The organism is Profundibacter sp. (genome assembly GCF_965277155.1).
Classification (GTDB): Bacteria; Pseudomonadota; Alphaproteobacteria; order Rhodobacterales; family Rhodobacteraceae; genus Profundibacter.
This window is the reverse complement of record NZ_CBDIBV010000013.1, coordinates 874467-900228: the sequence shown is the minus strand read 5'-3', so window position 1 is coordinate 900228 and position 25762 is coordinate 874467. Positions and strand designations below refer to the sequence as shown.

The following is a 25762-nucleotide window of genomic DNA, read 5'->3' as shown; positions in this document are numbered from 1 at the left end:
TCAGGATGATTGATAGGCGAGCCAAAGCGCGCAAACAACGGCATTATTGTCGCAAAGTGGCAGAATATAGGGTGGTTGGCGCTAGCTGCTGTGCAAAAAGTGCATCACGTCGCCGTCCTGCACCTCGTAGGTTTTGCCCTCGACCCGCATTTTACCGGCTTCTTTGGCGCCAACTTCACCACCAAGGGCCACAAAATCCTCATAGGCGATGGTTTCGGCGCGGATAAAGCCTTTTTCAAAATCACCATGGATCACGCCCGCGGCCTGCGGGGCAAGGGTGCCTTGCTTGATGGTCCAGGCGCGGGCCTCTTTCGGGCCAACGGTGAAATAGGTTTCCAGATGCAGCAATTCGTAGCCGGCGCGGATCAGGCGATCCAGCCCCGGTTCTTCCAGCCCCATTTCGGACAGGAACATCTCGGCCTCTTCCGGCTCAAGCTGGCTGATCTCTTCTTCAATCGCGGCGGAAATGATCACATGCGCGTTTCCCTCGGCGGCGGCCATTTCGGCGACGGCAGCAGAATGGGCATTGCCGGTGGCCGAGGCATCCTCTTCGACGTTGCATACGTAAAGGATCGGCTTGGTGGTCAGCAGTTGCAGCATTTTCCACGCTTTAGCGTCTTCTTCGTCCACGTTGACCAGACGGGCGGGTTTGCCGCTTTCCAGCATCGCCAATGCGTCCTTTAGCAGGCGTTCCTGCTGCACCGCGTCCTTGTCACCGCCGCGCACCTTGCGCACCAGCCCCTGCAGGCGCTTTTCGATCGATTCCATATCGGCCAGCATCAGTTCGGTTTCGATCGTGGCGGCATCGGCCACGGGATCAACACGCCCTTCGACGTGGGTGACATCGCCATCCTCAAAGCAGCGCAACACATGGGCGATGGCGTCTACTTCGCGGATATTGGCCAGAAACTGGTTGCCCAGCCCTTCGCCCTTGGACGCACCTTTGACCAGACCGGCGATGTCAACAAATGTCATGCGGGTGGGCAGGATTTGCTTGGAGCCAGCAACTTCGGCCAGCTTGTCCAGCCGCGCGTCGGGCACCGCCACTTCGCCGACATTGGGCTCAATCGTGCAGAACGGAAAATTCGCAGCCTGCGCAGCAGCGGTTTTTGTCAGCGCGTTAAACAATGTGGATTTACCGACATTCGGCAAGCCCACGATACCCATCTTAAAGCCCATGGTTTGATCCTTGATCCAGTTTCCGCTGCTTCTAGTCGGTCAGACAAACAGACGCAAGCCAGCGGGGGTTATGGAGTGGTTGGTTTGGTGTCTTGTGGGATGTCGGGGGTGTTTGGGGCTTTCCTTTAACCCTGAACCAAGTTGAACGAACACCGGAAATAGACTAGGGATGCTGCATTGTTCTAATATATGGTCGGGATAGCCGACAGATTTAATGAATAACAAGCTTCAAGCGGCAACTACGGTTGTCACCCAATTTTCCAACTGGTGCGTTCCCAAAAGAGGCACGGCAAATCCTGAAAACCAAACGAATGATGTTTGGTCATGGCTAATCCAGACGCGGGCATGGCCAAGTGCAGCACATGAGTCAGCCGGAGCTAGTGAAAGACAATATCCGGGCTGGTGTTTTGACAGATTTGGCCAATCGAATACACTGCTTTCCGATGGTACAATAATCTATATAGGTGGAGAGCATGAAGATCATTACGCTCCGGATTTCTACATCTAAGAGGTGGTCGCGGAAATTCGGACCAGTTGTTAAGGTGGATCGACTTATGAGAAAGACGATTCAAAATGACGAAACGAAAGAACCATTCTCCCGAATTCAAAGCCCGCGTTGCGCTTGAAGCAATCCGCGAGGAAATGACGATGGCGGAGCTGTCGAAGAAGTATGGTGTGCATCCAACCCAGATTGGCACATGGAAACGAGCAGCGATTGAAAACATGGCCACGGCATTTTCCAGACGGGGCCGTGATCCTGATCGGGTTGATGAAGCCCAGATTGAGAAGCTGCACTCCAAGATTGGTCAGCTGGTCGTGGAACGGGATTTTTTAGCCAACGCCTCGCAACAGTTGCTCGGGAAGCGAGGCAAAAAATGGTGAGCCGTGAGCATGATCTGAGTGTGCGACGACAATGCGGGCTACTTTCTCTGGCGCGCTCGAACCTGTATTACCAGCCAAAAGGCGAAAGTGCTGAAAATTTGCGGTTCATGACAATAATCGACAAGCAATTCTTGCAGACGCCGTGGTATGGATCACGGCAAATGGCCCGGCACATGCAGCGCCAAGGTTACAAGTGTGGTCGCCACAGGGTCCGCCGTTTGATGCGGCTGATGCGGTTGGTTCCGATCTACCAGACGCCCAACACGAGCAAGAAACATCCGCAGCATAAGATCTACCCGTATCTGCTGCGAGACCTGACGATTGATCGTCCAAACCATGTGTGGTGCGTAGATATCACCTACATTCCGATGCAGCGCGGGTTCCTCTATTTGGTCGCGATCATGGACTGGCACAGCCGCAAGGTTTTGAGCTGGAGATTGTCAAACAGCATGGAGGCAGATTTTTGCGTTGAAGCCCTGAAAGAGGCTATGGCCAAATACGGCAAGCCCGATATCATGAACAGCGACCAGGGCAGCCAGTTCACCGGGTTTGAATGGACGCAGGCGCTGAAAGAAGCCGACGTGAAAATCTCGATGGATGGCAAAGGTCGCTGGGTCGATAACCGGATGATCGAGCGGCTTTGGCGATCCTTGAAATACGAATGCATTTACCTCAACGCATTTGAAACGGGTTCGCAGACCCGCGCCGGGATCGGGAAATGGTTGGCTTACTACAACACCGAGCGCCCGCATTCCACCCACGGAATATTGACCCCGGATGAAGCCTATGACAGAAAAACAAAACCAATGAGTTTGGCAGCCTAAATGAAACCCTGATCCATCTTAAACTGGCTGCTGACTGGTCAAAAAAGTGGGACCACCTCTCTACAACGACGTTATCGTCGTGCGACCGGATTCGTCCGTTGAAATTTACGGATATCCGGCCGATGTGTTCCCACCGACCGACTTTCACAGCGCAACCCAGATTGGTGACAAAGTACTTATCATCGGCGGGTTGCGGTATCCCAAAGACCGCAGTGACAAAGAGACATGGGTCTATCGCCTGCAACTAGCCGATTTTTCTATCCACCGTTTAGCAACGCATGGAGATCAGCCGCCAGGGCTCTTTGAACACAATGCCGAACTGGATAAAGATGGCCAAAGGATTATCTGTACTGGCGGGCAGGCCAGACACCTTCCTACGAAGATGACAGTTGCAAACCTATCAACATGGGAATTTGATCTTATAACCAAATCTTGGAGTGCCCTGGAAAGCAAGCCATACCAAAGATGGTTGTTGATGCGTGAAGATGAAAGCCCTAATGATTTATGGGGAATCGAGCAAGTGGCTCGCTCCATTTGCACATCTCACCAAGATAAGTTCACCGAGAGTTATCGTGTAAAGTTTGAAGAGCGCGGCCATTTTGTTGATGCAGATTTGTTTTATGCGCGTTTTTCGCCACCATTGCCGTATAGTGTTGTTGAATCTGACCCTGATAGCGATGACTACCGAGCCCATAGAATTCTCATAGATGGCGTGGTGATTCAATATGTTGAAGACTCGTTTGAGATAGCTGTTGGTAGTGTCGCGAGTTTGGTGGAAATTCGAGGACGGCGTAATCTCCGGGTGCATCGAAGCCACCCAACCGGCGGCTGGAACCGCCAAGGAGATCACGCCATGACAAAGAATACAGCAACATCGACATCCGCGCTACTGGCCAATGAAGCAGGCTATGACCCGATTGAAGACCGGCTGCGCCAGAACATCCGCGCGACGATCGAGGCGGTTTTCGAAGAGGAGCTGGAGCAGTTTCTGGGCCGTTGCCGGTATGGCCGCAGCGGCGGGGCAAAGGCCGGATACCGCCACGGGCATCGCGAGCGGCAACTGGTCGGAACATTTGGAACCGAAACGGTGCGCGTGCCGCGTGCGCGGATCACAGGCGAGGCCGGCAAGGCCAGAGAATGGCGCTCGAAGGCATTGCCCCGCTACCAGCGGCTGACGAAGAAGGCCGAGGCGCTGATCGCTGCTGTCTACCTTTCGGGCACCAACACACGGCGGGTAAAACGCGCCCTGTTCGGCCTGTTTCAGGGGGCGGTCAGCAAGGATGTGGTGAGCCGCGCCTGGCGCAAGGTGAAGGTGGACTGGCAGGCGTGGTGCGCCCGCAGCCTTGCGGATGAAGACATCGTGCGGCTGATCCTGGACGGCACCGTGATCAAAACGCGGATTGACAGGAAGGCCACCAATATCTCGGTTCTGGCCGCGATTGGCGTGCGCCGGGATGGGCAGAAGGTCTTGTTATCACTGATGAACATGGGCGGCGAAAGCACCTCCGCCTAGCGTCAGTTCATCAACGATCTGGATGCGCGCGGGTTGAAACGGCCCGAATTTGTCATCGTGGACGGGGCACCGGGACTTGAGGTCGCTCTCATTGCCCTCTGGGGTGAAGATCTGCCGATCCAGAGGTGCACGGTGCACAAGCACCGCAACCTTCTGGCCAAGGCACCCAAGCGTATGCATGATGAGTTGACAGAAGATTACCGCGACATGATCTACGCCAAAACACCCGAGGAAATCGCCACCCGCCGCAAGGCATTTCTGCGAAAATGGCGGCTGAAATGCAAGGCCGTCGCTGACAGCTTGGAAGAAGCAGGAGATAAGCTTTTCACCTTCACGCGTCTGCCACAAGGCCAGTGGAAATCGGCCAGAACGACAAATGCGATCGAACGCCTGAACGAGGAATTCCGCCGCCGCATCAAGACCCAGACCGTGCTGCCATGCGCCGAGACCGTGCCGATGCTGCTTTGGGCTCTGATGGCCTCGGGGCAGATCGTCATGCGAAAGGTCGATGGCTGGGAAACGCTCGCTCAGCCCGTCGCCGACGCAACCCTTGACCAAGCCGCCTGACCGGCGCATAACTCAACCCGCTCGGAGGTGCCTGAAATCAATTTCCACCACTTTCGAGACACAACCCAGTGTAAGCCATTGAACTTTTCCTGATGGTAAAACCAGTGCCTGGAAACGCCATAGAGGATGTGTGTTTCACCCAAGGATTTCAATAATTCGCCTCATATCTCCTGTATCGATCACAGTTTGGTAACTCACTTGTTAATAACGGAAAATCACCCGTCAACACGTTCGGGGTAGGGTGGATTGTTTGCCGGATTGTGGCCTTCTAGGCTGGAGTTGCACACGCAACCCCGGAGGTCACCATGAGAAAACTTCTAGCACTGTCGGCATTTATCGCATCAATCGCCAGCACCGCATCGGCGGGGGAGTGGGTGCTGGGGGCGGGCAGCAGCCTGTTTCATGATGCCGATTCACAAAGCGGCTCGATCGTATCTTTTGAGTTGCACAGCGAGCCTTTCTTTACCCGTAATCGATTCAGCCTGCGTTATATGGGGGTTGTCACGGGTCATGCCACGGGTGACGTTTTCGTCGGAGTTGGCCTGTCCAGCGTATATGATTTCGATAATCGCTGGTATATTGAGGGCAGCATAGCGCCGGGGTATTTCAATGAATCCAGTCTCGGCAATGATTTGGGAAGCCCGTTTGAAATCCGGCTGTTGCTTGGGCTGGGGTATGAATTGAACTCGGGTGACAGTATTTCCTTTGCGGCGATGCATAAATCCAATGCCTCGACCGCATCGCAAAATCCGGGGGTGAACGGGGTTTTATTACGCTATCATCACCGGTTTTAGCCTCATACCAGCCGGCAAACCCCGCTGAAGGATTGCAATTCGGCGGGAATTTGGGCACATCAGGGCGTATTCAATATAAGGGATGCCCAGATGACACGGATCGACCGCAAATTCGCCGAACTGCAAGCCAAAGGCAAGAAGGCCTTTGTGTCCTACATTATGGCGGGGGATCCGGATTTTGATACCTCTCTGGAAATCGTCAAAGGCCTGCCAGCGGCGGGGGTGGATGTGATTGAACTGGGTCTGCCCTTTACCGATCCGATGGCCGATGGCCCGACGATCCAGCTGGCCGGTCAACGGGCGCTGGCGGCGGGGATGACCTTGCAACGCACGTTGGATATGGCACGGGAATTTCGCAAAACCGATGACACAACGCCGATCGTGCTGATGGGCTATTACAACCCGATTTACAATCGCGGGGTGGACCGGTTTCTGGTGGACGCCAAAGAGGCCGGGATCGACGGGATGATTGTGGTTGATCTGCCACCCGAGGAAGACAGCGAATTGTGCATACCGGCGCAGGCGGCGGGGTTGAATTTCATCCGTCTGGCAACGCCGACCACCGATGATGTGCGCCTGCCCAAGGTGCTGCAGAATACCTCGGGATTTCTTTATTACGTTTCGATCAACGGCATCACCGGTGCGGCCGAAGCCGAAGCCGCCGACGTTGGCCCCGAAGTGGCGCGGATCAAGGCCCAGACCGATATTCCGGTGATCGTGGGCTTTGGCATTAACACACCGGACAAGGCCGAAGCGGTGGCCAAGGTGGCGGACGGGGCCGTTGTTGGCTCGGCCATCGTCAGCCGGATCGCGGCGGGGGACAGCGTGGCAGATGTTCTGGCGTTTGTGAAAACGCTGGCGGACGGGGCGCATCGGGCCTAGGGTTTTGTAAAGCACCGGAGCGGCATCGCCGCGACGCGCCCGACCTTCCCCACGGGAGGGCGCATAGCAGCGTTGTTTTCTGTGTGCCGGTCATGGTGGAATGCGGCGTTTTCAAATGTGATAGCTGTTGCGGCGCCCACCCAGGGTCGGGCGCGTCACGGCGATACCTGATGTAATGATAAATATACGAGTTTAAGGGAAAAACCATGAAACAAGACCCAATCGCACAGATCGCCAAAATCAAGCAATCCCATCCGAACAACCTGATGGCGCGGCATTTCGACATGGAATATTTCCGTGTTCTGGACCCCGCCCTGCAACAGCGCCTGCTGAAAATCATCGCCTCAGGCATTGCCAACCCCGACAGCTCGATGGGGGCCTATGCGATGGACGCGCAGGATTATGCCGATTTCGCGCCTTTCTTTGATAAGCTGATCCATGATTTCCACGGCATCCCTGATGATACCCCGATTGCCCAGCCGCATGATTGGGACACCACGCAGGCGGCTTGTGATCTGGGCGCAATTGATCCGGCGCTGAAAGACGTTTCCATGCGGGTGCGGGTGGCGCGAAATGCAGCGTCCTTCCCCTTGCCCGGCGCTATGAACAGGGATCAGCGGGTGGCGTTTGAAACCCTTGCGGCGGATGCCTTTGCCAAACTGGCCGAGATCCCCGCGTTCGGCGGGCAATACCTGTCGATCACCCCCGGTTCAACGCACGAGATCAGCGCGGACGAATACGACCGCCGCGTTGCCGCCCACCAGATGTTCAAAGACATGAGCAACGACCGGTTCCTGAACGTCGCGGGTATTTCCGGCGACTGGCCCTATGGGCGCGGCATGTATGTGTCCGAAGATCAGGATTTTCTGGTCTGGGTCGGCGAAGAAGACCACCTGCGCATTATGGCGATGCAAAAGGGTGGCAACCTGAACGCGCTGTTTGACCGGTTGCACACGGGGCTGAAGGTGCTGGAGGGGCTGCTGCCCGAATTCGCCATGTCCGACAAATACGGCGCGGTTGCCTCCTGCCCGACCAATCTGGGCGCAGGGATGCGGGCCAGCCTGCATATGAAACTGCCTAAACTGACCAAGGGAGGCACCGATCTGTCGACCGTAACCAATGCAGCCAAAGACCTTGGCCTGGCGGTGCGCGGGGCAGGGGGCGAGCACTCGGACGCAGGCGCGGACGGGTTGGTCGACGTCTCCCCCTCGGCACGGCTGGGGGTGTCGGAAATGCAGATCATGCGACGGCTGTATGACGGGGCGGCGAAGCTGTGGGAGATGGAGACGGCGGGGTAGTCAACGGTTATCCCGCACAACAGCTCAGCTTTGCCACATCTTTCTCGAAGGTTTGCGCGGCCAGTTTCAGCCCTTCAACCGTTGTCAGATAGGGAAAAATCATCGCGCCAAGGTCATCATAGGTCATGCCCGCCTTTAGCGCCATAGCGACGGTCTGGATGCTGTCCGCCCCATCAGGTGCAAGGATATGCGCGCCCAACAGTTTCTTGCTGCCTTTGTCCGCCACCAGTTTGATCAACCCGCGCGTATCCCGTGCAGCCAGTGCGCGTGGCACGTGTTCCAGCGGTAGTACCGAGGTGACAGTTTCGATGCCTTGCGCCTCGGCCGCGGCTTGGGTCAGGCCAACGCTGGCAACTTGCGGGTCGGAAAATACCACGGCGGGCATGGTCGAATTGTCATAAGACAGCCCCGCATCAAGGATTGCATTTTTGGCGGCAATTTTGGCCCCGTAAGCGGCCATGTACACGAACTGGTCCCGTCCTGTGACATCCCCTGCGGCATAGACATGGGCAAGGCTGCTGCGCATCTGTGCATCGGTCACAATGCCGCCACGCGGGTCGGTCTTTATCCCCGCCACGTCCAGTGCCAAAGCATCCGTGTTGGGCACGCGCCCCGTGGTCAGCAACAGGCGTTCGGCTGTCACGGCAAGCGGCTTTCCCGCCTGTGTGGTCTGCAACGTGACCTGCCCGCCCGTTTGCCCGAACCTGTTATATGTCAGCCCGTCCAGAACCGTAATCCCCTCGTCGGCGAAATAGCCTGTCAACGCGGCACTGACTTCCGGCTCGGCATTCGGCAACAGTCCATGACGGGTGACAATGGTCACTTTCACCCCCGCCCGCGCGAATATCTGGGCCAGTTCCACCCCGATATATCCCCCGCCCATGATCATCAGCGATTGCGGCAGAGTGTCCAACTCCAGCGCGGTGGTGCTGTCCAGCCAGTCGATGCCATCCAGACCGGCAATATCGGGCACATGCGGGCGTGACCCTGTGGCGATGATCACCTTGGATGCCTTGATCGTTTGACCGTTGACCGAAACACTTCCATCGGCCTGAAACCGGGCGGCCCCCTCGATATAGGTCACGGCATCGTAATTCGGCAGAACGTCGATGTATTTCGCCGCCCGCAGATCATCGACCAACGCCTGTTTCTGGCGCACAATGGCGGCCCAGTCGGTTACTTTTGCCGTCGCTTTGATCCCGTCAAACCGGTTGGCCGCTGTGGCGGAATGCATGATTTCGACCGCACGGATCATCGCCTTTGAAGGCACGCAACCGACATTGACGCATGTCCCGCCAATGGTGCCATGCCCGACCAAAGCAACATTGGCTCCGTCCTCGGCCGCGGTGATGGCAGCGGAAAATCCGGCAGATCCCGCCCCGATGACCAGCAGGTCAAAACTGCCATCCGGTTTCTTGTCGCTACAACAATCTTTCATTTTGATATTCCTTATTGGGCTGTTCCAGATTGGCCACGTTTGCGCCAAAGCGCATAGATCGTCAGCAGGATGAATAGTCCAAGCGCCGGAAACAGCACATAATCCAGATAGCCGACCAAGGCCGACAGACCAACGATGCCAAACAGCACCACCAGAACCGGAGTAAAGCAGCACAGCGCAGCCGTGATGGTGCCGATGATGCCGACTTTCAATAATGATTTATCATTCATGGGATCAGGATTCGCCTTCTGTCACAGTCGCTTCATATCCGGCCGAAGCCGAAGCGGCGGCGATATCGTCAACCGTGGCGATCTCGTCGTCAAAAACAACGAGGGCTGTTCTTGTGTCTGAATCGGCCGCCACCGATATGACGCCATCAACACCGCCCATTGCGGATTCGACAATAAAGGGGCAACTGGCGCAATACATGCCGGGGACGGCAAATTTTACGGTTTGTTCAGCAGCCCAAAGCGGAGCGGCGGCAAGCAGGCCGATCAAGGCAATAGCAGAGGTTTTCAGTTTCATCGGGTTTCCTTTCAAAGTCCAAGCATGATGGGGGCAACAATTGGGGCGATCCATTTCCAGAAAAGCGCCAGAATGATTAGAAAAGTTGATCCAAACAGCGCTCCTTTGACCAACCTGTTTGGCAAAGGCCGGGCGCAGACCTCGCCATCGCAGCAGTCTTGGGGTTTGCGATAAACCAGCCAGTACCCGTAGCCCAGAAACCCAAGCGTGATCACAATGAAGAACGGTTTAAAGGGGGCAAGGGCAGTCAGATTGCCAACCCACGCTCCGGACACACCGAGGCTGAACAGGATCAGTGGAATGATGCAACAGCTTGAGGCGGCAATCGCCCCCAGGATACCGCCTGCCGCAATCATGCGGTGTTTGCGGCTTTGGCTGGTGGATTGCTGCCCCGGTAGATCAGTCGTTTCAGTCATTATATCTCTCGCGATTGTTGCTGCGGGATGATATATACGATCTGTAGCTACTACAGATGCAAGAGGTTTTCCGATGAACGGGATCACGAACACGCGAGCCTATCCGATTGGCCAGATGTCGCGCGAAACCGGCGTCAATATCGAAACGATCCGCTATTATGAGCGGATCGGGTTGATGCCAAAACCGGATCGGACTGCAGGGGGCAACCGGCAATATAATCATGATCAGCTAAAGCGGTTGTTCTTTATCCGGCGGGCACGCGGGCTGGGGTTTGCGCTGGATGAAATCCGGGGCCTGTTCGAAATGGCGGATCGGCAGGATTACTCCTGTAGCGAGGTGCATGATCTGACGGTTGATCATCTGGCCTCGGTTCGGGACAAGATCGCCAACCTGAAAAAGCTGGAAAATATGTTGTCGGATATGGTTTCCCAATGCAGCCGCGGGGATGTGCCCGAATGCCCGATTCTGGATGCGTTGTTCGAGGTCGACTAATGGCCGGATAGATCGCATTTGCCAGGGCAATCCGGCTTTGCTAACCTGACCCCGCTCAAGTCGGCAGGCAGTGAGCGTAATCGGTGTGTGCCATATCAAATCTGTTCGTCAGAAAGGTATGACATGACACAAAGACCAAAACGCCGTGGCCGTAAATCTCCGCCACAATCCGTAAAACCCGCCGACGCTTTTTCCATCGACCGTGTGTTTGCCGCCCGACCGGGGTTCGGCTTCTTGGATGCCGACCGGCTGGAATTCATGCAATCCCGCGCTTTTGCCTTGCTGGAAGATTACGGTGTGATGGTGGTGCATCCCGCCGCCAAAGCCGCGTTTCTAAAGGCGGGTGCTACAGAAGGAACCGAAGCCGGACGCATCCGTTTGCCCCGTAAACTGGTTGAGGAAACATTGGCGGCCACGCCGAAATCCGCACTGTTTGCAGGCCGCAAACCGGAATTCGACATGCAGGTGCCGCGTCCAGACAAAGGGTTCATCCTGCGCACCGGCACCGGCGGGCACGGCTATGTTGACCCGCGGGATGCCAGCTATCGCAATATGGATGTGCAGGCGGCGCGGGAAATTGCGGCGGTGGCCAATGATCTGGACCAGATCGGGTTTATTGCGCATCCGTTCGTGCATGGCGTGCCCGAGGTCACAGCGGATATCCACGCCTATGCGGCGATCACCGCGAACACCCATAAACACGTCTGGATGCAGCCCTATCAAAAGGAAAACATCGAATACCTGATGAAGATCGCGGCGATTGCGGCGGGGGGCGAAGATGTGCTGCGGGCGCGGCCCTCAACATCCGTGATCACCTGCTCCTTCACCCCGCTGGAATTCAAATACATGGACACCGAGGTGATCATTCAGGCCGGTCAATACGGCGTGCCGATCCATGCGTGCTCGTTGCCATCCGCCGGTGGCACGGCCCCGCTGTCGGTGCCGTCCCTTGCGCTGATGGCCGCAGCGGAAATTCTGGGGATGATGACGATGGCGCATATCCTTGCGCCGGGCACACCGGTGATCGCCACGCCTTTGATGTTCGCACTGGACATGCGCACGGGCAGTGCGCTGCAATCCAGTGTCGAGGCGATGCAGGCGGCGAATATGTCGATCCAGTTGATGAAAAGCTTTGGCATGATGACGCATACCTATGGCTCGGGCTCGGATACGCCCGATGCCGATCATCAATCAATGGCGGAAAGGGCGATGCTGATGCAGAACGTGGCACTTGCGGGGGCCGATATTCTGGGTGGCGTGGGGCAGTTGGAATGCGCCACGGTGTTTTCGCCAGTGCAGGCGGTGCTGGACAATGAAATCGGCGCGATGGTGCGGCGGTTCCTACGCAGCCCCGCGATTGATGATTCCAGTCTGAATTGGGACGAACTGTCGTCAATACGCGTTGGTTGGCATTTTCTGGACAGCGACCACACGGTTGCCCAGTGCCGTGATCAGTTTATTCCTACGGTGTTCCAGCGGGATGGACGGGATGACTACGAGAAGAAAGAAAGGCACGGCGCGTTCGAGGCTGCGCGGGATGCGGCACTGGCATCAATCGCGGCGGCGCCAGAGGGCGGGATGCTGGACGAGGATCAAACCCGCGAGATTGCCGAACTGGCCGCCAAGGCCGATGAACATATCGTGCAGGTCTACTCGGGGCGGGTCGAAACGGTTTAATGCGTTTTGACTTTTTGTTGAAACACTTGTCATGCCCTGCCAGTGAGGCAGTGATTGCGCAGCAATGACGTTCATTGGCAGGGCATGATCCAATATTAAGTCGGAACGCTATAAGGGCGGATTTGGGCTTGAGTTTTGCTGCGTATTGGTCACAAGGTTTGACCAATACGCGCAGTTTTGAGTTGTGAAAGGATACCCGATGGCCGTGATCACCAATATTGACGATCTGAAACAGATTTACCGCCGACGTGTGCCCAAGATGTTTTACGACTATGCCGAAAGCGGTAGCTGGACGGAACAAACCTTTCGCGAAAACGTCACGGATTTTGATAAAATCCGCCTGCGCCAACGGGTGGCGGTGGATATGACCGGCCGCAGCACTGCGACAAAGATGATTGGCGAGGATGTCACCATGCCCGTTGCCTTGGCCCCTGTGGGCCTGACCGGCATGCAATGCGCGGATGGCGAGATCAAGGCGGCCAAAGCGGCCGAGGATTTCGGCGTGTCGTTTACCTTGTCCACCATGTCGATCTGCTCGATCGAGGATGTGGCCGAGAACACCACGAAACCCTTTTGGTTTCAGGTCTACACCCTGAAGGATGACGATTTCATGACCCGCCTGTTTGATCGGGCGCGGGCGGCAAATTGTTCGGCCATCGTGATTACGGTTGATCTGCAACTGCTGGGCCAGCGCCACAAGGATCTGAAAAACGGCCTGTCCGCCCCGCCCAAACTGACGGTAAAATCCATCGCCAATATGATGACCAAGGTGCAGTGGGGCCTTGGGATGCTGGGCACCAAGCGGCGGTTTTTCGGCAATATTGTTGGCCATGCCGCCGGTGTGACTGACCCGTCCAGCCTGTCGGAATGGACTGCATCCGCGTTTGATCAGACGCTGGATTGGGAGCGGATCAAGCAATTCAAAAAGATGTGGGGCGGCAAGGTGATCCTGAAAGGGATACTGGATGTCGAGGACGCAAAAAAGGCCGCCAATGTCGGGGTGGATGCGATTATCGTGTCCAACCACGGCGGGCGGCAACTGGATGGCGCACTTAGCGCGATCCGCGCGCTGGGGCCAATTCTGGAGGCCGTTGGCGACAAGGTCGAGGTGCATCTGGACAGCGGCATTCGCAGCGGTCAGGACGTGCTGAAGGCGATGGCGATGGGGGCCAAGGGCACCTATATCGGGCGGGCCTACACCTATGGTCTGGGCGCGATGGGGCAGGCGGGTGTGACCAAGGCGCTTGAGGTGATCCACCGCGAAATGGACCTGACGATGGGGCTGTGCGGGCGCCGGAGGATTGACGAACTGGACCGCGATATGCTGCTGGTGCCCAAAGGGTTTGCGGGGGAGTGGGAGTAATAATCCCGCCAATCCGGGTTGCCTGAAATGCGTATGATTTGGGTCTGCTTTGCGTAAGGCAAATGTGCGTAATGTGAAGGGCAGTGTTTTCGCATGAATTTTCCCTTCACATCCCCGCGATTCCCGTCTATACGCGCGACTTCACGCGGGACTACACCCTTGGAGGAGCCCGCACTAACCTAGGAGAATTACAATGGCTGGCAAGATTCCAGATCTTATTGCCACGGCACGCGCGGGGACAGGCAAGGGGGCCGCCCGTCAAGCACGCCGTGAGGGCATGGTGCCCGGTGTCGCATATGGCGGGAGCGCTGATCCGGTTGCGATCAACATCCCTTTCAACGTGCTGATCAAATACCTGCGCGCGGGCGGCTTTCTGTCGACCCTGTTCAACCTGAAAGTTGAAGGCCATGACGACGTGCGCGTCATTTGCCGCGACATCCAGCGCGATGTTGTCAAAGACCTTCCGATCCACGTTGATTTCCTGCGTCTGCACCGCGACAGCCGCATCGATCTTGCGATCCACGTCGATTTTATCAACGAAGAAGAATGCGTTGGCCTGGCCAAAGGTGGCGTTCTGACCGTTGTGCGCCCCGAAGTGGAACTGAACGTGATGGCTGGTGATATTCCGGATCACATCACAGTGGATCTGGCCGGTCTGGACGTTGGCGATACGATCACCATTTCCAGCATCGAACTGCCTGAAGGTGTAACGCCGACAATCACCGATCGTGATTTCGTGATTGCCAACGTGCAAGCGCCGACAGTTGCAACCGCTGAAGACGAAGCTGCCGACGCAGAAGCAGCCGAATCCGCTGAAGGCGAAGCAGCCGAGGGCGAAGAAGAAGCAACCGAAGAGGGCGGCGAGGAATAATCCTTACCCTTATTTGTATTTGCTAGAGTTTGAACGCGGGGCCATTCGGCCCCGCGTTTGCGTTTTCAAGGGGCTGTGGGTAGGGTCCGGCGACCTGCAAGGAAAAGGAAATCACGATGCGATTGTTTGTCGGCCTTGGAAACCCCGGTGCGAAATATGTGCATAACCGGCATAACGTTGGTTTCATGGCTGTTGACCATATTGCCTCGGACCACGGTTTTGGCCCGTGGCGGGGCAAATTTCAGGGCAGCGTTACAGAGGGACGGCTGGGGCGCGAAAAAGTGATCTTGCTGAAACCGGAAACTTTCATGAACCTGACGGGCCAGTCGGTGGGCGAGGCAATGCGGTTCTACAAGCTGGCGCCCGAGGATGTGATGGTATTCCATGACGAACTGGATCTGGCACCCGGTAAAATCCGTGTCAAACAGGGCGGCGGGCACGCGGGCCACAACGGTTTGCGCTCGATCCATCAGCATATCGGGCCGGACTATGGCCGGGTGCGGATCGGCATCGGCCATCCGGGGCACAAGGACCGCGTATCGGGCTATGTGCTGCATGATTTCGCCCGTGCGGATGCCGAATGGCTGGACGATCTGTTGCGCGGGATTGGTGACGGGGCGATTGATCTGGCCGAAGGGGACAGTGCAAAGTTTTTGAACGCGATTGGTTTGCGGATGAAGCCGCCGGTCAAGGCAAAGAAGGCAGAAAAACCATCGGCAGCGAAGGATGCGCCAAAGGCTGATCCGGTGGATGATCGCAATCCGATGCAAAAACTGATGGATAAATTCAAGTAGTTGCGTTGACATCCCTTGCCGGTTTCGCAAAGCCTTGTTCCGACAAAAGGAGTGGGCATGAATCAATCGCAATGGGAATTCTGGATCGACCGTGGTGGCACCTTTACCGACGTGGTGGCGCGGCGCCCCGATGGCGGGGTGGTGACGCATAAACTGCTGTCCGAGAACCCCGAACGCTATAGGGATGCGGCGGTGCAGGGTATCCGTGAATTGCTGGGGCTGGGGGCGGATGATCCGTTGCCCGAAGGGGGGATTTCGGCGGTTAAGATGGGGACCACGGTGGCCACCAATGCCCTGCTGGAACGCAAAGGTGAACGCACGCTGTTGTTGATCACCCATGGGTTTCGCGACCTGCTGCTGATCGGGTATCAGACCCGCCCCAAACTATTCGATCTGGAAATCAAACGCCCTGACTTGCTGTATGAAAACGTGGCCGAAGTGCCCGAGCGACTGGATGCGGATGGCGAGGTGGTGACCCCGCTGGACGAGGATGCAGCGCGGGTGGCGTTGCAGGCGGGCTATGACAGCGGGATCCGCGCGGTGGCGATTGCGTTTTTGCACGGCTATCTGAACCCCGCGCACGAGGCCCGCGTTGCAAAGATCGCGCACGAGGTTGGCTTTACGCAGGTTTCGGTCAGTCACGAGGTTTCGCGTCTGGCCAAACTGGTCGGGCGCGGGGATACCACGGTGGTGGATGCCTATCTGTCGCCCATCCTGCGGCGCTATGTTTCACTGGTGGCAGATGCGCTGGATGTGGGTAAGGGTGGTTGCGAGCGATTGTTGTTCATGCAGTCCAATGGCGGGCTGACCGATGCCGCGCTGTTTCAGGGCAAGGATGCGATCCTGTCGGGACCGGCGGGCGGGATTGTCGGCATGGTCAAAACCGGCGAGGTGGCGGGGTATCAGCGGTTGATCGGCTTTGACATGGGCGGGACATCGACCGACGTCAGCCACTATGCTGGCGCTTACGAGCGGTCGTTTGAAACCGAAGTGGCTGGTGTGCGGATGCGCGCGCCGATGATGGATATTCATACGGTGGCCGCTGGTGGTGGCTCGATCCTGACGTTTGCGGATGGGCGTTATCAGGTGGGGCCTGAAAGCGCGGGGGCTGATCCCGGTCCGGCCTGTTACCGGCGCGGCGGGCCGTTGACGGTGACCGATTGCAACGTGATGCTGGGCAAGCTGAACGCGGACCATTTCCCGCATGTGTTTGGCCCCGATGGCGACTTGCCGCTGGATGTCGAGGTAGTGCGCCGCAAGTTCTCAGAAATGGCTGCGCAAATTGCTGCCGCCACGGGTCTGCCGGTGCAAACGCCCGAGGCGGTGGCCGAAGGTTTCCTGCGGATTGCGGTTGATAACATGGCCAATGCGATCAAGAAGATCAGCGTGCAGCGCGGCCATGATGTGACCGGCTATACTCTGCAATGTTTTGGTGGTGCGGGCGGGCAACATGCCTGCCTGGTAGCCGATGCCTTGGGCATGCGCCGCGTGTTCGTGCACCCTTATGCGGGGGTGTTGTCGGCCTATGGCATGGGACTGGCCGAAATCCGCGCGCTGCGCGAACGGCAGGTGGATGTGCCGCTGGAACAGGTGGCGCAGGCGGGCAAGGTGCTGGCAGACATTCGGGCCGAGGCCGAAGCCGAGGTGCTGGCGCAAGGGGTGGCGCAGGTGTTGTGCATCCAGATGGCATATTTGCGCTATGACGGTTCGCATCAGGCGCTTGAAGTGCCGTTTGGCACTGCGGATGACATGCAGGCGGCGTTCGAGGCCGCGCATAAACAGCGGTTCGGATTTGTGTCGCCAAAGCGGGCAATCCTGTTCGATATGGTCAGCGCCGAGGCGGTGGGCGATACCGGCGAAGCGCCCAAAGCCTTGGGACATAAGGGCGATGTGGCCAATCCGGTGGCGCATGTGCCGTTCTATGCGGGTGGCGCGGCGCAAGAGGCTCCGTTGTTTAATCGCGAGGATTTGGGGCAGGGGGCCAAGGTAACCGGCCCCGCGATTATCACCGAACCCACCGGCACGAATATCATCGAAGCGGGCTGGGTGGCGCAGGTCGATGCGCTGGGCAATCTGGTGATCGAGCGCGGGCAAAAGAAACAGCGCGCAGCGGCCGCCGGAACCGATGCGGACCCCGTGCTGCTGGAAGTATTCAACAACCTGTTCATGTCGGTGGCCGACCAGATGGGCGCGACCTTGGCCAATACCTCGTGGTCGGTGAACATCAAGGAACGGCTGGATTTTTCCTGTGCGATTTTCGATGTGAACGGCGATCTGGTGGCCAACGCGCCGCATGTGCCGGTGCATCTGGGGTCGATGGCCGACAGCATCAAAACCGTGATGCGGGAAAACGCGGGCGATATTCACGAGGGTGACGCCTTTATGCTGAATTCACCCTATAACGGCGGCACGCATCTGCCTGATGTCACGGTGGTGACTCCTGTGTTCGTGTCAGGGGAGATTGTGTTCTGGCTGGGATCACGCGGGCATCATGCCGATATCGGCGGGCGCACGCCGGGGTCGGCCCCGCCCGACAGCACACATATTGATGAAGAAGGCGTGCTGATCGACAACGTGCGCCTGATGTCACGCGGCAAGCTGCTGGAGGCCGAGGCCGAAGCGGTTTTGGCTTCGGGCCGGTATCCCTGCCGCAACATCGCCCAGAACATGGCCGATCTGAAGGCGCAGGTGGCTGCGAATGAAACCGGACGCCAGGCATTGCTGGGGGTGGTTGAACAATTCAGCTTGCCAGTGGTGCGGGCCTATATGGGCCATGTGCAGGACAACGCCGAAGAATCTGTGCGTCAGGTGATCGGACGGCTGAAGGACGGGGAATTCACCTATCCGATGGACAGCGGTGCCGTGATCAAGGTCAAGGTGACAGTGGATCAGGGCGCGCGCGAGGCGGTGATAGATTTCACCGGCACCTCGCCGCAGGATACGGGCAATTACAATGCACCTTTCGCGGTCTGCTCGGCGGTGGTGCTCTATGTGTTTCGCACCATGGTGGGGGCGGATATTCCGCTGAATCAGGGGTGTTTGAAACCGCTGAAGATCATAGCGCCCAAGGGCACATTTCTGAACCCTGAATATCCGGCGGCGGTGATTGCGGGCAATACCGAGGTGTCGCAGGCAACCTGTAACGCCCTATACGGCGCGCTGCATGTGATGGCCTGTTCGCAAGCAACGATGAACAATTTTATCTGGGGCAACGAGGTGTTCCAGAATTACGAGACCATTGCCGGTGGCACGGGTGCCGGGCCGGGGTTTGACGGTTGTGATGCGGTACAAAGCCATATGACCAACACGCTGATGACCGACCCCGAAATTCTGGAAAAACGCTTTCCGGTGCGGCTTGAGGCGTTCGGGATACGGGCAGGATCAGGCGGCGCTGATCACTGGTCCGGCGGCAATGGCGCTGTGCGGGTGATGCGGTTTTTGGAGCCGGTTAAGGTGACTACCCTGTGTTCGCGCCGCGTCGTGGCACCCTTCGGTGTGGATGGCGGTGCGGACGGGGCAGTGGGTGTGAATGTGGCCGTGATGCCGGACGGAACGCGGCTGGAACTAAAGGGCAATGACGAGATCGATTTACCCGCTGGCGGGGTGTTCGAGATGCAAACACCCGGTGGCGGTGGTTGGGGTGCTGCTTAGCGGAGTTGCTACAGCGCTTTAAAGCAACGCTTGATATCTCGCTGATGCTCGGGGACGGGGGCTGTCAGCCCCCCTTGCCTGCGGCAATTCCCCCCGAAGGTATTTGGGAAAAGAAGAAGGCAAAAGAAAAGCCCCCGATTGTTGGTCAGGGGCTTTGATGTATTTGGGATTGGATCAGTCCTCGAGGCCTTCGTGTGGCAGGATCAGGTTTAACACGATGGCGATGATCGCTGCCGGAAGCAGGCCGGTGCCCAGCAGCATGCTGACGGTTTTGCCTGCGTTGGATTCACCAAGGAAGCGCATCGCGTCAGGCACCTGTTGCAGACCGATACCGAAGGTCAGGGAAACGGCAAAGATGATCATGTTGCGTTTGTTCCAGTGCACATCCGACAGCATGTTGATGCCAGCAGCAGCAACCATGCCGAACATTACAATCACACCGCCACCCAGAACCGGATAGGGGATGGTGTTGACGTAGGCCGCGATTTTCGGGCTGAGACCGCAGAGCACAAGGAAGATCGCACCGATGGTGACGACATGGCGGCTCATGATGCCGGTCATGGCGACAAGGCCGACGTTTTGCGAAAACGAGGTATTTGGCAGGGCGCCGAACACACCGGCAATTGCCGTGCCAAGACCGTCGGCAAAGGTGGCACCGGTGATTTCCTCGTTCGTGGCTTCGCGGCCGGCACCACCTTTGGTGATGCCCGAGACATCGCCCACGGTTTCAACGGCGGAGACAAAGGCCATGAGGCACATGCCGATGACGATAGCCCAGTTGATTTCCCAGCCGAATTTGAAGGGAACGGGCACGCCGAAGTTGGCGGCAAAACCGACTTTGGAGAAATCCACCAGACCAAAGCCGAAGTGTGCCACGAGATAACCGGCAACCAGGCCGATTAGTACAGCGGCCGCGGACAGAAACCCCTTGAAGAAGAATTTGACTGCAAGGGTGACGATGATCACTGTAAAGGCCATCGTCCAGTTGGCGCCGCCACCCCAAGTGGGTTTGGACATGTTGAAGCTACCCGCACCGCCAGCGGCATATTGAATGCCCACTTTGATCAACAGCAGGCCGATCATCAGCACGATCAGGCCGGTGACAAGCGGGGGTAAGGCAAAGCGGATTCTGCGAATGAAAAAGCCAAGGCAGAAGTGGAACAAGCCACCAATGACCACGCCTGTGGCAAGGCCGGGCATGCCGGCGACGCCAGCGCCCGCAACCGCCGGAATCATCACCGGCAGAAAGGCAAAGCTGGTGCCCTGAACGATGGGCAGGCGCCCGCCGATTGGCCCCATGCCGATGGTCTGGATCAGTGTGGCGACACCTGCGAACAGGATCGACATCTGGATCATGTAGTTGAGGGTCGGTATGTCGGCATTGGGCGAGCCAAAGCCGAAACCGGCGGCCCCTGCAACGATGATAGCCGGGGTGATGTTGCTGGCAAACATGGCCATGACGTGCTGGATACCCAGCGGTATGGCCTGCGTTAATGGTGGTGTATAGTTGGGATCGCGCAGTTGTTCCGGCGTCCCGATTGATGAATTGGACATGGGTCCCTCTCCAGTTGTTTTCGCGCTGTTTTTATTAGGGGCTGACCCAGATAACCTAAAAAGAGGTTATGATGGGAAGCATGAGAAAGAGTCGCCTGAGCCACTACAAGCAAGACCGTCTTACGGAGCATTTTGTTTCGGGATCGACAGCACGAACAGCAGCCAGTTTGTGTGGTGTAAACCGCAAGACCGCAGCGTTTTATTTTCTACGCCTGCGCGAGATAATCGCCTATGAGCTGGAGGCGGAAAGCCAAGCTATGTTCGGCGGAGAAATAGAAGTGGACGAAAGCTACTTTGGCGGCAAACGCAAAGGTAAACGCGGGCGTGGTGCGGCAGGTAAAATTCCCGTTTTTGGTATATTAAAAAGGGGTGGGAAGGTTTACACCAAGATCATCCCGGACGCCAAATCCGCCACTCTGATCCCGATCATAGAGCGCAAAGTCGTGCCGGATTCCATCGTCTATTCCGATTGTTGGCGCGGTTATAATGTGCTGGATGTGTCAGACTTCCACCACTTTCGCATCAACCATTCCAAGCTCTTTGCAGACCGTCACAACCACATCAATGGCATCGAGAATTTCTGGAACCAAGCCAAGCGCCACATGCGCCGATTTAACGGTGTCCCCAAGGCCCAATTTGGGCTATATTTGAAGGAATGCGAGTGGCGTTTCAACAACAGTGACCCTTCAGCTCAGTTATTGCAGCTAAGACAATGGGTTAAGCGTTACTTGAAGTAGTTATCTGGGTCAGCCCCTTTTATTATATTCGCGCTGTTGGTTTTATTGGGTGATCGTCAGCGGTGTTTTCAGGTGGTGCTCCTCCAGGTTCGGGGTTTCTCCGATGCGGTCAACAACCGCAAACAAGCCCGGGGCGGACAGCGGTGTCAGCACCCCGTGCCAGGTGTTGCGGTGGTAATTGATGCCCTGACCCGGCCCCGCGATAAAGGCGCGGATGTTGACAGGTCTGCCGTTTTCGTCCTCGGCCACGGTGACCAGATAGGCGTCAAGGCTCATCGGTATGAAGGCCTGTGCGCCATCCGGATGGCGTTCCAGCATGTCAAGCGTATAGGGCAGGGCACGGGGTTCGGCCTTGAACACGCTGATCCCGGCGCGTCCATCGGGGTCGAAATCCAGTCTGGCGCGGTCATGGTAGCGGCCGCAAAAGCCGTTGTTAATGATTTTGTCGGGCTTGCCCACGGCCTGAAGCACATCGCCAAAGGGGGCGAAGGCATCGGCGGTCAGCGGCTGGGCCTTGATCACGGCCATGGCAGCACCAGATCGGGGTGGCGGTTCACGTCTTTGTAGAGCAGATACCGGAACGGGATGGTGCCGGTGGCAATACAGGCCTGGGGGCAAAAGGCGCGCAGCCACATGAAATCGCCCGGCCCGACCCTGACCCAATCCTTGTTCAGCAGGTATTCCGCCGTGCCTTCCAGCACATAGAGCCCGTGTTCCATGATGTGGGTTTCGGCAAACGGAATGCGTCCGCCCGGCTGGAAGGTGACGATATTGACGTGCATGTCGTGGCGCAGATCAGCAGGATCGACAAACCGTGTGGTGGCCCATTTGCCATCGCAATCGGGCATATGGGTCATCGGGGTTGCGGCATCCGATGTGGTGAAATGGTCCGGCGCGGCCAGCCCTGCGACGGGTTGATAGCGTTTGCGGATCCAGTGGAACCCCAGCAGATCGTCGCTGTCGTTTTTCACGGACCATGACGCGCCCGCAGGCACATAGGCATAGCCGCCCGCCATCAGCGTGCTTTGCACCCCGTCCACCGTCAGCGTCATCGCACCCTTGGCCACAAACAGCCCCGCTTCGGCCCCCGCATCCGGTTCGGGGGCGTTCGAGCCACCGCCCGCGGCAACCTCGACCGCATATTGCGCAAAGGTTTCGGCAAAGCCGGTCATCGGGCGGGCCAGTATCCAGGCGCGTGTGCCGCTCCAGCCCGGCAGCGCACTGGTTACGATATCGCGCATGGTGCTGGCGGGGATCACGGCATAGGCGCTTGTGAAAATGGCACTGCTTTCGGGGCTGTCGGCCTGATCTGGCAATCCGCCGGTGGGGAAGGCATAGCTCATGGCAGGATATCCTTTAGCCGGTAATGGGCGATGCGTTCGACCTGTTTGCAGGCCTCGGCAAATTCGGTGTCAGTGTCATTGTCGATACGGGTCTGGAAGGCGGACATGATCCCTGCCTTGTCGTGATCCCGCACCGCGATGATGAAGGGGAAGCCGTGCTTTTCCACATAGGCCGTGTTCAGCCGCTGAAACGTCTTGCGTTCCGCATCTGTCAGCGCGTCCAGTCCGGCACTGGCCTGCTCGTTTGTGCTTTCGGCGGTTAACCGTTTGGCCGCCGCCAGTTTACCGGCCAGATCGGGGTGGGCCTTGAGCACCTCAAGGCGGGCATCCTGTGGCGCACTTCGGAATACGCGACACAGGGCGTTGTGCAGCCCGATGGCGGTGTCATGCGCTGGTCCCAGCTCCAGTGCGTGCGCGCCTTCGGCAATCCAAGGGGAATGCTCGAATATGCCACCATAGGTGTCCACGAATGTCTCGCGGTCCATTTCCGAGGGGCGCGGCCACGGTGCAGGGGCGGGGTGATGTTCCTGCCAATGCTTGGCAATATCAATCCGGCGCGGGGTCCAGACCCCCTCGAACCCCTGAATATACTCGATGAACCGGCGTAACGCCTGCACCCGTCCGGGCCGCCCGACAAGGCGGCAATGCAGCCCGATCGACATCATTTTCGCCTGCCCCTCGACACCTTCGGCATAAAGCGCATCGAAACTGTCCTTGAGATAGGCAAAGAATTGATCGCCCGAATTGAACCCTTGTGGCGTGGCAAACCGCATGTCGTTGGCATCCAGCGTATAAGGAATGACCAACTGGTCCCGATCACCATAACACACCCAATAGGGCAGATCATCGGCATAGGAATCCGACACATAATCCAGCATGCCCTGCTCGGCCACCAATCGCTCAGTATTGACCGAACAGCGCCCCGTATACCAGCCGCGCGGTGGTGCGCCCACCACTTCAGTGTGCAGGCGGATGGCCTCTTCTATATCTGTCCGCTCGTCCTCGGCCTCGTAATCCTTGTATTCGATCCACTTCAGCCCGTGGCTGGCAACCTCCCAGCCCGCGTCCTTCATTGCTGCCACCTGAACGGGCGCGCGCGCCAAAGCGGTGGCCACGCCGTAAACCGTCACCGGAATCCCCGCGCCCGTGAACAACCGGTGCAACCGCCAGAATCCGGCCCGCGCGCCGTATTCATAGATGCTCTCCATGTTCCAGTGCCGCTGACCGGGCCATGCGGCGGCACCAACGATCTCGGACAAAAACGCCTCCGAAGCCGCATCGCCATGCAGGATGTTGTTCTCGCCACCTTCTTCAAAGTTCACCACGAATTGCACCGCAATTCTGGCCCCGTCCGGCCATTTCGGATCGGGTGGCGTGGCCCCGTAACCCTGCATATCCCGTGGGTAGCGTTTCATCATTCCGGCTCCTTCAAACTTGCCTTAGTATATTACAGATAATCCTGATAGATTTTCAAAATATTCCTGAAAGTCTTATCGCAAACAAACCCCCTCGATTTTTGCCGCGATAACAGGCAGGGTGCAGGGCAACGAGGAGGGCACAATGGCCAAAGGATTTCTGACAACCCATGTTCTGGACACCGCCCGTGGCATCCCCGCCGCCGGTCTGGCGATTGACCTGTTCCGCATCACCGGCGAAACCCGCAACCATATCCGCAGCCTGACCACCAACGCGGACGGGCGTACCGACAGTCAAATCCTGCCTGCCGATGAATTCGCCACCGGCACCTACGAACTTGTCTTCCACGCCGGCGATTACCTGAGCGCCACCGGCACCCCGCCCGAAACTCCCCGTTTCCTTGACATCATCCCGATCCGGTTCGGCATTTCGGATGCCAACTCGCATTACCACGTCCCGCTTCTGCTCTCGCCGTTTGGCTATTCGACCTATCGCGGTAGCTGATCTTCCAAATGGCCCAAATATCCGCGCCGCAGGCATCCCGAGGGCCCGCAGGGTCCGAGATATAAAGCGGCCCCGCAAGGGGCCTCATTTCTTACAAACCGTCTGTCTGGCGCAGCATCTCGGCCTTGCAACGGCTGGTGATGAAATCCACAAACAGTTGCACCTTGGTGTCCTTCAGCTTGTGCGGCGGGTAAAGGCAGACCAGTTGCGTCGGCAACGGCGGGCTGTTCGCCGCCACCGGCACCAGCGCACCGGATCGCAGATGCTCGGCCACCTCGAACACAGGTTTCAGGATAATGCCGTGCCCTTCCAGCGCCCAACCGGTCAGCACATCGCCATCATCACTTTCAAACGGCCCCGTCACATCATACCGCTTTACCCCGTCCGGCATTTGCAAGGCCCACTGGAATTCCTGCGCGCCGGGATAGCGCAGGTTCAGGCAGGCGTGGTCCTTCAATGCCTCGCCATCCGCAGGATTGCCGTGCTTGGCAATATAGGTCGGCGCGGCACATAAAATCCGCGGGCAGTCGGCAATCACGCGCATTTTCAGGGTGCTGTCGGCCAGCGGCCCCATGTGAAACGCCACATCCAGCCCCTCGCTGGTGACATCCACCAGACGGTCCGACAGGCGCAACCGCACGTCGATTTGCGGGTATTCATCCTTGAACGCCGGCACAAAGGGCGCGATGAACCGCCGCCCCACGCCCAAAGGGGCCGCCACAAAAACCGTGCCGCGCGGGTTTTTGTCAGCGTCGATGATATCCGCCTCGGCCTCGGCAATCGCGGCCAGGACATTGCGCGCGCCGTCATAGAAAACCTTACCGTTTTCCGTGGGTTGCAGGGCGCGTGTGGTGCGGTTGAACAGGCGCACGCCAAGGTGCTTCTCCAATTCCGCAATCCGGCTCGAGGCCACAGCGGGCGAGGTGCGTTGATCCCGCGCCGCTGCCGACATCGAGCCAAGTTCATAAACCCGCACGAACATTCTGATATTGTTCACATATGCCATGTATTTTCAAATTCCACTTGAAAGTGATGTGCTAT

22 protein-coding genes and 1 pseudogene are annotated in these 25762 nt (G+C 57.7%); 13 read left to right on the top strand and 10 right to left on the bottom strand.

The window, feature by feature from the left end; all coding sequences use genetic code 11:
* Positions 1 to 81: 81 nt before the first annotated feature.
* Positions 82 to 1179 (bottom strand): redox-regulated ATPase YchF, encoded by a 1098-nt coding sequence (gene ychF / locus ACQY4M_RS19735; RefSeq protein WP_428547751.1) that lies wholly within the window; start codon positions 1177 to 1179, stop codon positions 82 to 84.
* Between the two features lie 573 nt (positions 1180 to 1752).
* Between ychF and ACQY4M_RS19730 the strand changes: the two genes are divergently transcribed.
* The 5 genes and pseudogenes from ACQY4M_RS19730 to ACQY4M_RS19710 all read left to right on the top strand — a co-directional run bounded on the left by ACQY4M_RS19730 (position 1753) and on the right by ACQY4M_RS19710 (position 7939).
* A protein-coding gene (locus tag ACQY4M_RS19730) for an IS3 family transposase (protein WP_428539245.1) occupies positions 1753 to 2885 on the top strand; the annotation gives its coding sequence in 2 pieces (ribosomal slippage) (positions 1753 to 2005 and positions 2005 to 2885; 1134 coding nt in all).
* A gap of 853 nt (positions 2886 to 3738) precedes the next feature.
* Positions 3739 to 4965 (top strand): annotated as a pseudogene (locus tag ACQY4M_RS19725) (IS256 family transposase).
* A 305-nt stretch (positions 4966 to 5270) separates the two neighbouring features.
* The gene (locus ACQY4M_RS19720) at positions 5271 to 5759 is read left to right on the top strand and encodes an acyloxyacyl hydrolase (RefSeq protein WP_428547748.1); all 489 of its coding nucleotides are present in this window, start codon (positions 5271 to 5273) and stop codon (positions 5757 to 5759) included.
* 90 nt (positions 5760 to 5849) lie between these two features.
* Positions 5850 to 6641, top strand: a complete 792-nt coding sequence (gene trpA, locus ACQY4M_RS19715; protein ID WP_428547745.1) for a tryptophan synthase subunit alpha — start codon at positions 5850 to 5852, stop codon at positions 6639 to 6641.
* A 206-nt stretch (positions 6642 to 6847) separates the two neighbouring features.
* Entirely contained in the window at positions 6848 to 7939 is a 1092-nt protein-coding gene (locus tag ACQY4M_RS19710) for a phosphagen kinase (protein WP_428547742.1), read from the top strand.
* Between the two features lie 7 nt (positions 7940 to 7946).
* Here ACQY4M_RS19710 and merA read toward each other — a convergent pair whose 3' ends face one another.
* From merA to ACQY4M_RS19690, 4 genes are read right to left on the bottom strand one after another with little or no spacing between them, the layout of a single operon-like run.
* Positions 7947 to 9377: a mercury(II) reductase gene (merA, locus tag ACQY4M_RS19705; RefSeq protein WP_428547739.1), complete on the bottom strand. Its 1431-nt coding sequence runs from the start codon at positions 9375 to 9377 to the stop codon at positions 7947 to 7949.
* Positions 9378 to 9388: 11 nt separating this feature from the next.
* On the bottom strand, positions 9389 to 9607 hold the full coding sequence (gene merF, locus ACQY4M_RS19700) for a mercury resistance system transport protein MerF (RefSeq protein ID WP_428547736.1): 219 nt from the start codon (positions 9605 to 9607) through the stop codon (positions 9389 to 9391).
* Positions 9608 to 9611: 4 nt separating this feature from the next.
* Entirely contained in the window at positions 9612 to 9902 is a 291-nt protein-coding gene (locus ACQY4M_RS19695) for a cation transporter (RefSeq protein ID WP_428547733.1), read from the bottom strand.
* Positions 9903 to 9913: 11 nt separating this feature from the next.
* Positions 9914 to 10318, bottom strand: a complete 405-nt coding sequence (locus ACQY4M_RS19690; RefSeq protein ID WP_428547730.1) for a mercuric transporter MerT family protein — start codon at positions 10316 to 10318, stop codon at positions 9914 to 9916.
* A gap of 73 nt (positions 10319 to 10391) precedes the next feature.
* Here ACQY4M_RS19690 and ACQY4M_RS19685 point away from each other — a divergent pair, with 73 nt between their 5' ends.
* The 6 genes from ACQY4M_RS19685 (at position 10392) to ACQY4M_RS19660 (ending at position 19167) form a co-directional block, all read left to right on the top strand.
* A complete protein-coding gene (locus ACQY4M_RS19685; protein WP_428547727.1) occupies positions 10392 to 10811 on the top strand; it encodes a MerR family transcriptional regulator in 420 nt (139 codons plus the stop codon).
* Between the two features lie 123 nt (positions 10812 to 10934).
* Entirely contained in the window at positions 10935 to 12488 is a 1554-nt protein-coding gene (locus ACQY4M_RS19680; RefSeq protein ID WP_428547724.1) for a trimethylamine methyltransferase family protein, read from the top strand.
* Positions 12489 to 12687: 199 nt separating this feature from the next.
* Complete coding sequence (locus ACQY4M_RS19675) at positions 12688 to 13851, top strand: alpha-hydroxy acid oxidase (protein ID WP_428547721.1); 1164 nt, start codon at positions 12688 to 12690, stop codon at positions 13849 to 13851.
* A 193-nt stretch (positions 13852 to 14044) separates the two neighbouring features.
* Entirely contained in the window at positions 14045 to 14722 is a 678-nt protein-coding gene (locus tag ACQY4M_RS19670) for a 50S ribosomal protein L25/general stress protein Ctc (RefSeq protein ID WP_428547718.1), read from the top strand.
* Between the two features lie 116 nt (positions 14723 to 14838).
* Positions 14839 to 15516 (top strand): aminoacyl-tRNA hydrolase, encoded by a 678-nt coding sequence (gene pth, locus ACQY4M_RS19665; RefSeq protein ID WP_428547715.1) that lies wholly within the window; start codon positions 14839 to 14841, stop codon positions 15514 to 15516.
* A 57-nt stretch (positions 15517 to 15573) separates the two neighbouring features.
* Positions 15574 to 19167 carry a hydantoinase B/oxoprolinase family protein gene (locus tag ACQY4M_RS19660; protein ID WP_428547712.1) on the top strand — a complete coding sequence of 1198 codons (3594 nt, stop codon included), beginning with the start codon at positions 15574 to 15576 and terminating at the stop codon, positions 19165 to 19167.
* A gap of 174 nt (positions 19168 to 19341) precedes the next feature.
* Here the strand turns inward: ACQY4M_RS19660 and ACQY4M_RS19655 are convergent, their stop codons facing one another.
* Positions 19342 to 20721 (bottom strand): uracil-xanthine permease family protein, encoded by a 1380-nt coding sequence (locus ACQY4M_RS19655; protein ID WP_428547709.1) that lies wholly within the window; start codon positions 20719 to 20721, stop codon positions 19342 to 19344.
* An 80-nt stretch (positions 20722 to 20801) separates the two neighbouring features.
* Here ACQY4M_RS19655 and ACQY4M_RS19650 point away from each other — a divergent pair, with 80 nt between their 5' ends.
* The gene (locus ACQY4M_RS19650) at positions 20802 to 21458 is read left to right on the top strand and encodes an IS1595 family transposase (RefSeq protein WP_428539609.1); all 657 of its coding nucleotides are present in this window, start codon (positions 20802 to 20804) and stop codon (positions 21456 to 21458) included.
* Positions 21459 to 21500: 42 nt separating this feature from the next.
* Here ACQY4M_RS19650 and ACQY4M_RS19645 read toward each other — a convergent pair whose 3' ends face one another.
* Genes ACQY4M_RS19645 through puuE form a run of 3 tightly spaced genes read right to left on the bottom strand, consistent with a single transcriptional unit; the run spans position 21501 to position 24216 of the window.
* Positions 21501 to 21986: an ureidoglycolate lyase gene (locus tag ACQY4M_RS19645; protein ID WP_428547706.1), complete on the bottom strand. Its 486-nt coding sequence runs from the start codon at positions 21984 to 21986 to the stop codon at positions 21501 to 21503.
* Positions 21977 to 22801, bottom strand: coding sequence for a bifunctional allantoicase/(S)-ureidoglycine aminohydrolase (locus ACQY4M_RS19640; protein WP_428547703.1), 825 nt, complete (start codon positions 22799 to 22801; stop codon positions 21977 to 21979). Before ACQY4M_RS19640 ends, ACQY4M_RS19645 begins: the two co-directional genes overlap by 10 nt.
* Positions 22798 to 24216, bottom strand: a complete 1419-nt coding sequence (gene puuE, locus ACQY4M_RS19635) for an allantoinase PuuE (protein WP_428548320.1) — start codon at positions 24214 to 24216, stop codon at positions 22798 to 22800. Before puuE ends, ACQY4M_RS19640 begins: the two co-directional genes overlap by 4 nt.
* A 145-nt stretch (positions 24217 to 24361) precedes the next feature.
* Here puuE and uraH point away from each other — a divergent pair, with 145 nt between their 5' ends.
* A complete protein-coding gene (gene uraH, locus ACQY4M_RS19630; RefSeq protein WP_428547700.1) occupies positions 24362 to 24721 on the top strand; it encodes a hydroxyisourate hydrolase in 360 nt (119 codons plus the stop codon).
* 91 nt (positions 24722 to 24812) lie between these two features.
* On the opposite strand, the gene ACQY4M_RS19625 is transcribed toward uraH, so the two are convergent.
* On the bottom strand, positions 24813 to 25727 hold the full coding sequence (locus ACQY4M_RS19625; protein ID WP_428547697.1) for a LysR substrate-binding domain-containing protein: 915 nt from the start codon (positions 25725 to 25727) through the stop codon (positions 24813 to 24815).
* Positions 25728 to 25762: the final 35 nt, after the last annotated feature.

Excerpts from the sequence above, each read along its gene's own strand:
- ychF (WP_428547751.1), bottom strand. The coding sequence starts at position 1,179 with ATGGGCTTTAAGATGGGTATCGTGGGCTTGCCGAATGTCGGTAAATCC.
- ACQY4M_RS19720 (WP_428547748.1), top strand. The coding sequence starts at position 5,271 with ATGAGAAAACTTCTAGCACTGTCGGCATTTATCGCATCAATCGCCAGC.
- trpA (WP_428547745.1), top strand. The coding sequence starts at position 5,850 with ATGACACGGATCGACCGCAAATTCGCCGAACTGCAAGCCAAAGGCAAG.
- ACQY4M_RS19710 (WP_428547742.1), top strand. The coding sequence starts at position 6,848 with ATGAAACAAGACCCAATCGCACAGATCGCCAAAATCAAGCAATCCCAT.
- merA (WP_428547739.1), bottom strand. The coding sequence starts at position 9,377 with ATGAAAGATTGTTGTAGCGACAAGAAACCGGATGGCAGTTTTGACCTG.
- merF (WP_428547736.1), bottom strand. The coding sequence starts at position 9,607 with ATGAATGATAAATCATTATTGAAAGTCGGCATCATCGGCACCATCACG.
- ACQY4M_RS19695 (WP_428547733.1), bottom strand. The coding sequence starts at position 9,902 with ATGAAACTGAAAACCTCTGCTATTGCCTTGATCGGCCTGCTTGCCGCC.
- ACQY4M_RS19690 (WP_428547730.1), bottom strand. The coding sequence starts at position 10,318 with ATGACTGAAACGACTGATCTACCGGGGCAGCAATCCACCAGCCAAAGC.
- ACQY4M_RS19685 (WP_428547727.1), top strand. The coding sequence starts at position 10,392 with ATGAACGGGATCACGAACACGCGAGCCTATCCGATTGGCCAGATGTCG.
- ACQY4M_RS19680 (WP_428547724.1), top strand. The coding sequence starts at position 10,935 with ATGACACAAAGACCAAAACGCCGTGGCCGTAAATCTCCGCCACAATCC.
- ACQY4M_RS19675 (WP_428547721.1), top strand. The coding sequence starts at position 12,688 with ATGGCCGTGATCACCAATATTGACGATCTGAAACAGATTTACCGCCGA.
- ACQY4M_RS19670 (WP_428547718.1), top strand. The coding sequence starts at position 14,045 with ATGGCTGGCAAGATTCCAGATCTTATTGCCACGGCACGCGCGGGGACA.
- pth (WP_428547715.1), top strand. The coding sequence starts at position 14,839 with ATGCGATTGTTTGTCGGCCTTGGAAACCCCGGTGCGAAATATGTGCAT.
- ACQY4M_RS19660 (WP_428547712.1), top strand. The coding sequence starts at position 15,574 with ATGAATCAATCGCAATGGGAATTCTGGATCGACCGTGGTGGCACCTTT.
- ACQY4M_RS19655 (WP_428547709.1), bottom strand. The coding sequence starts at position 20,721 with ATGTCCAATTCATCAATCGGGACGCCGGAACAACTGCGCGATCCCAAC.
- ACQY4M_RS19650 (WP_428539609.1), top strand. The coding sequence starts at position 20,802 with ATGAGAAAGAGTCGCCTGAGCCACTACAAGCAAGACCGTCTTACGGAG.
- ACQY4M_RS19645 (WP_428547706.1), bottom strand. The coding sequence starts at position 21,986 with ATGGCCGTGATCAAGGCCCAGCCGCTGACCGCCGATGCCTTCGCCCCC.
- ACQY4M_RS19640 (WP_428547703.1), bottom strand. The coding sequence starts at position 22,801 with ATGAGCTATGCCTTCCCCACCGGCGGATTGCCAGATCAGGCCGACAGC.
- puuE (WP_428548320.1), bottom strand. The coding sequence starts at position 24,216 with ATGAAACGCTACCCACGGGATATGCAGGGTTACGGGGCCACGCCACCC.
- uraH (WP_428547700.1), top strand. The coding sequence starts at position 24,362 with ATGGCCAAAGGATTTCTGACAACCCATGTTCTGGACACCGCCCGTGGC.
- ACQY4M_RS19625 (WP_428547697.1), bottom strand. The coding sequence starts at position 25,727 with ATGGCATATGTGAACAATATCAGAATGTTCGTGCGGGTTTATGAACTT.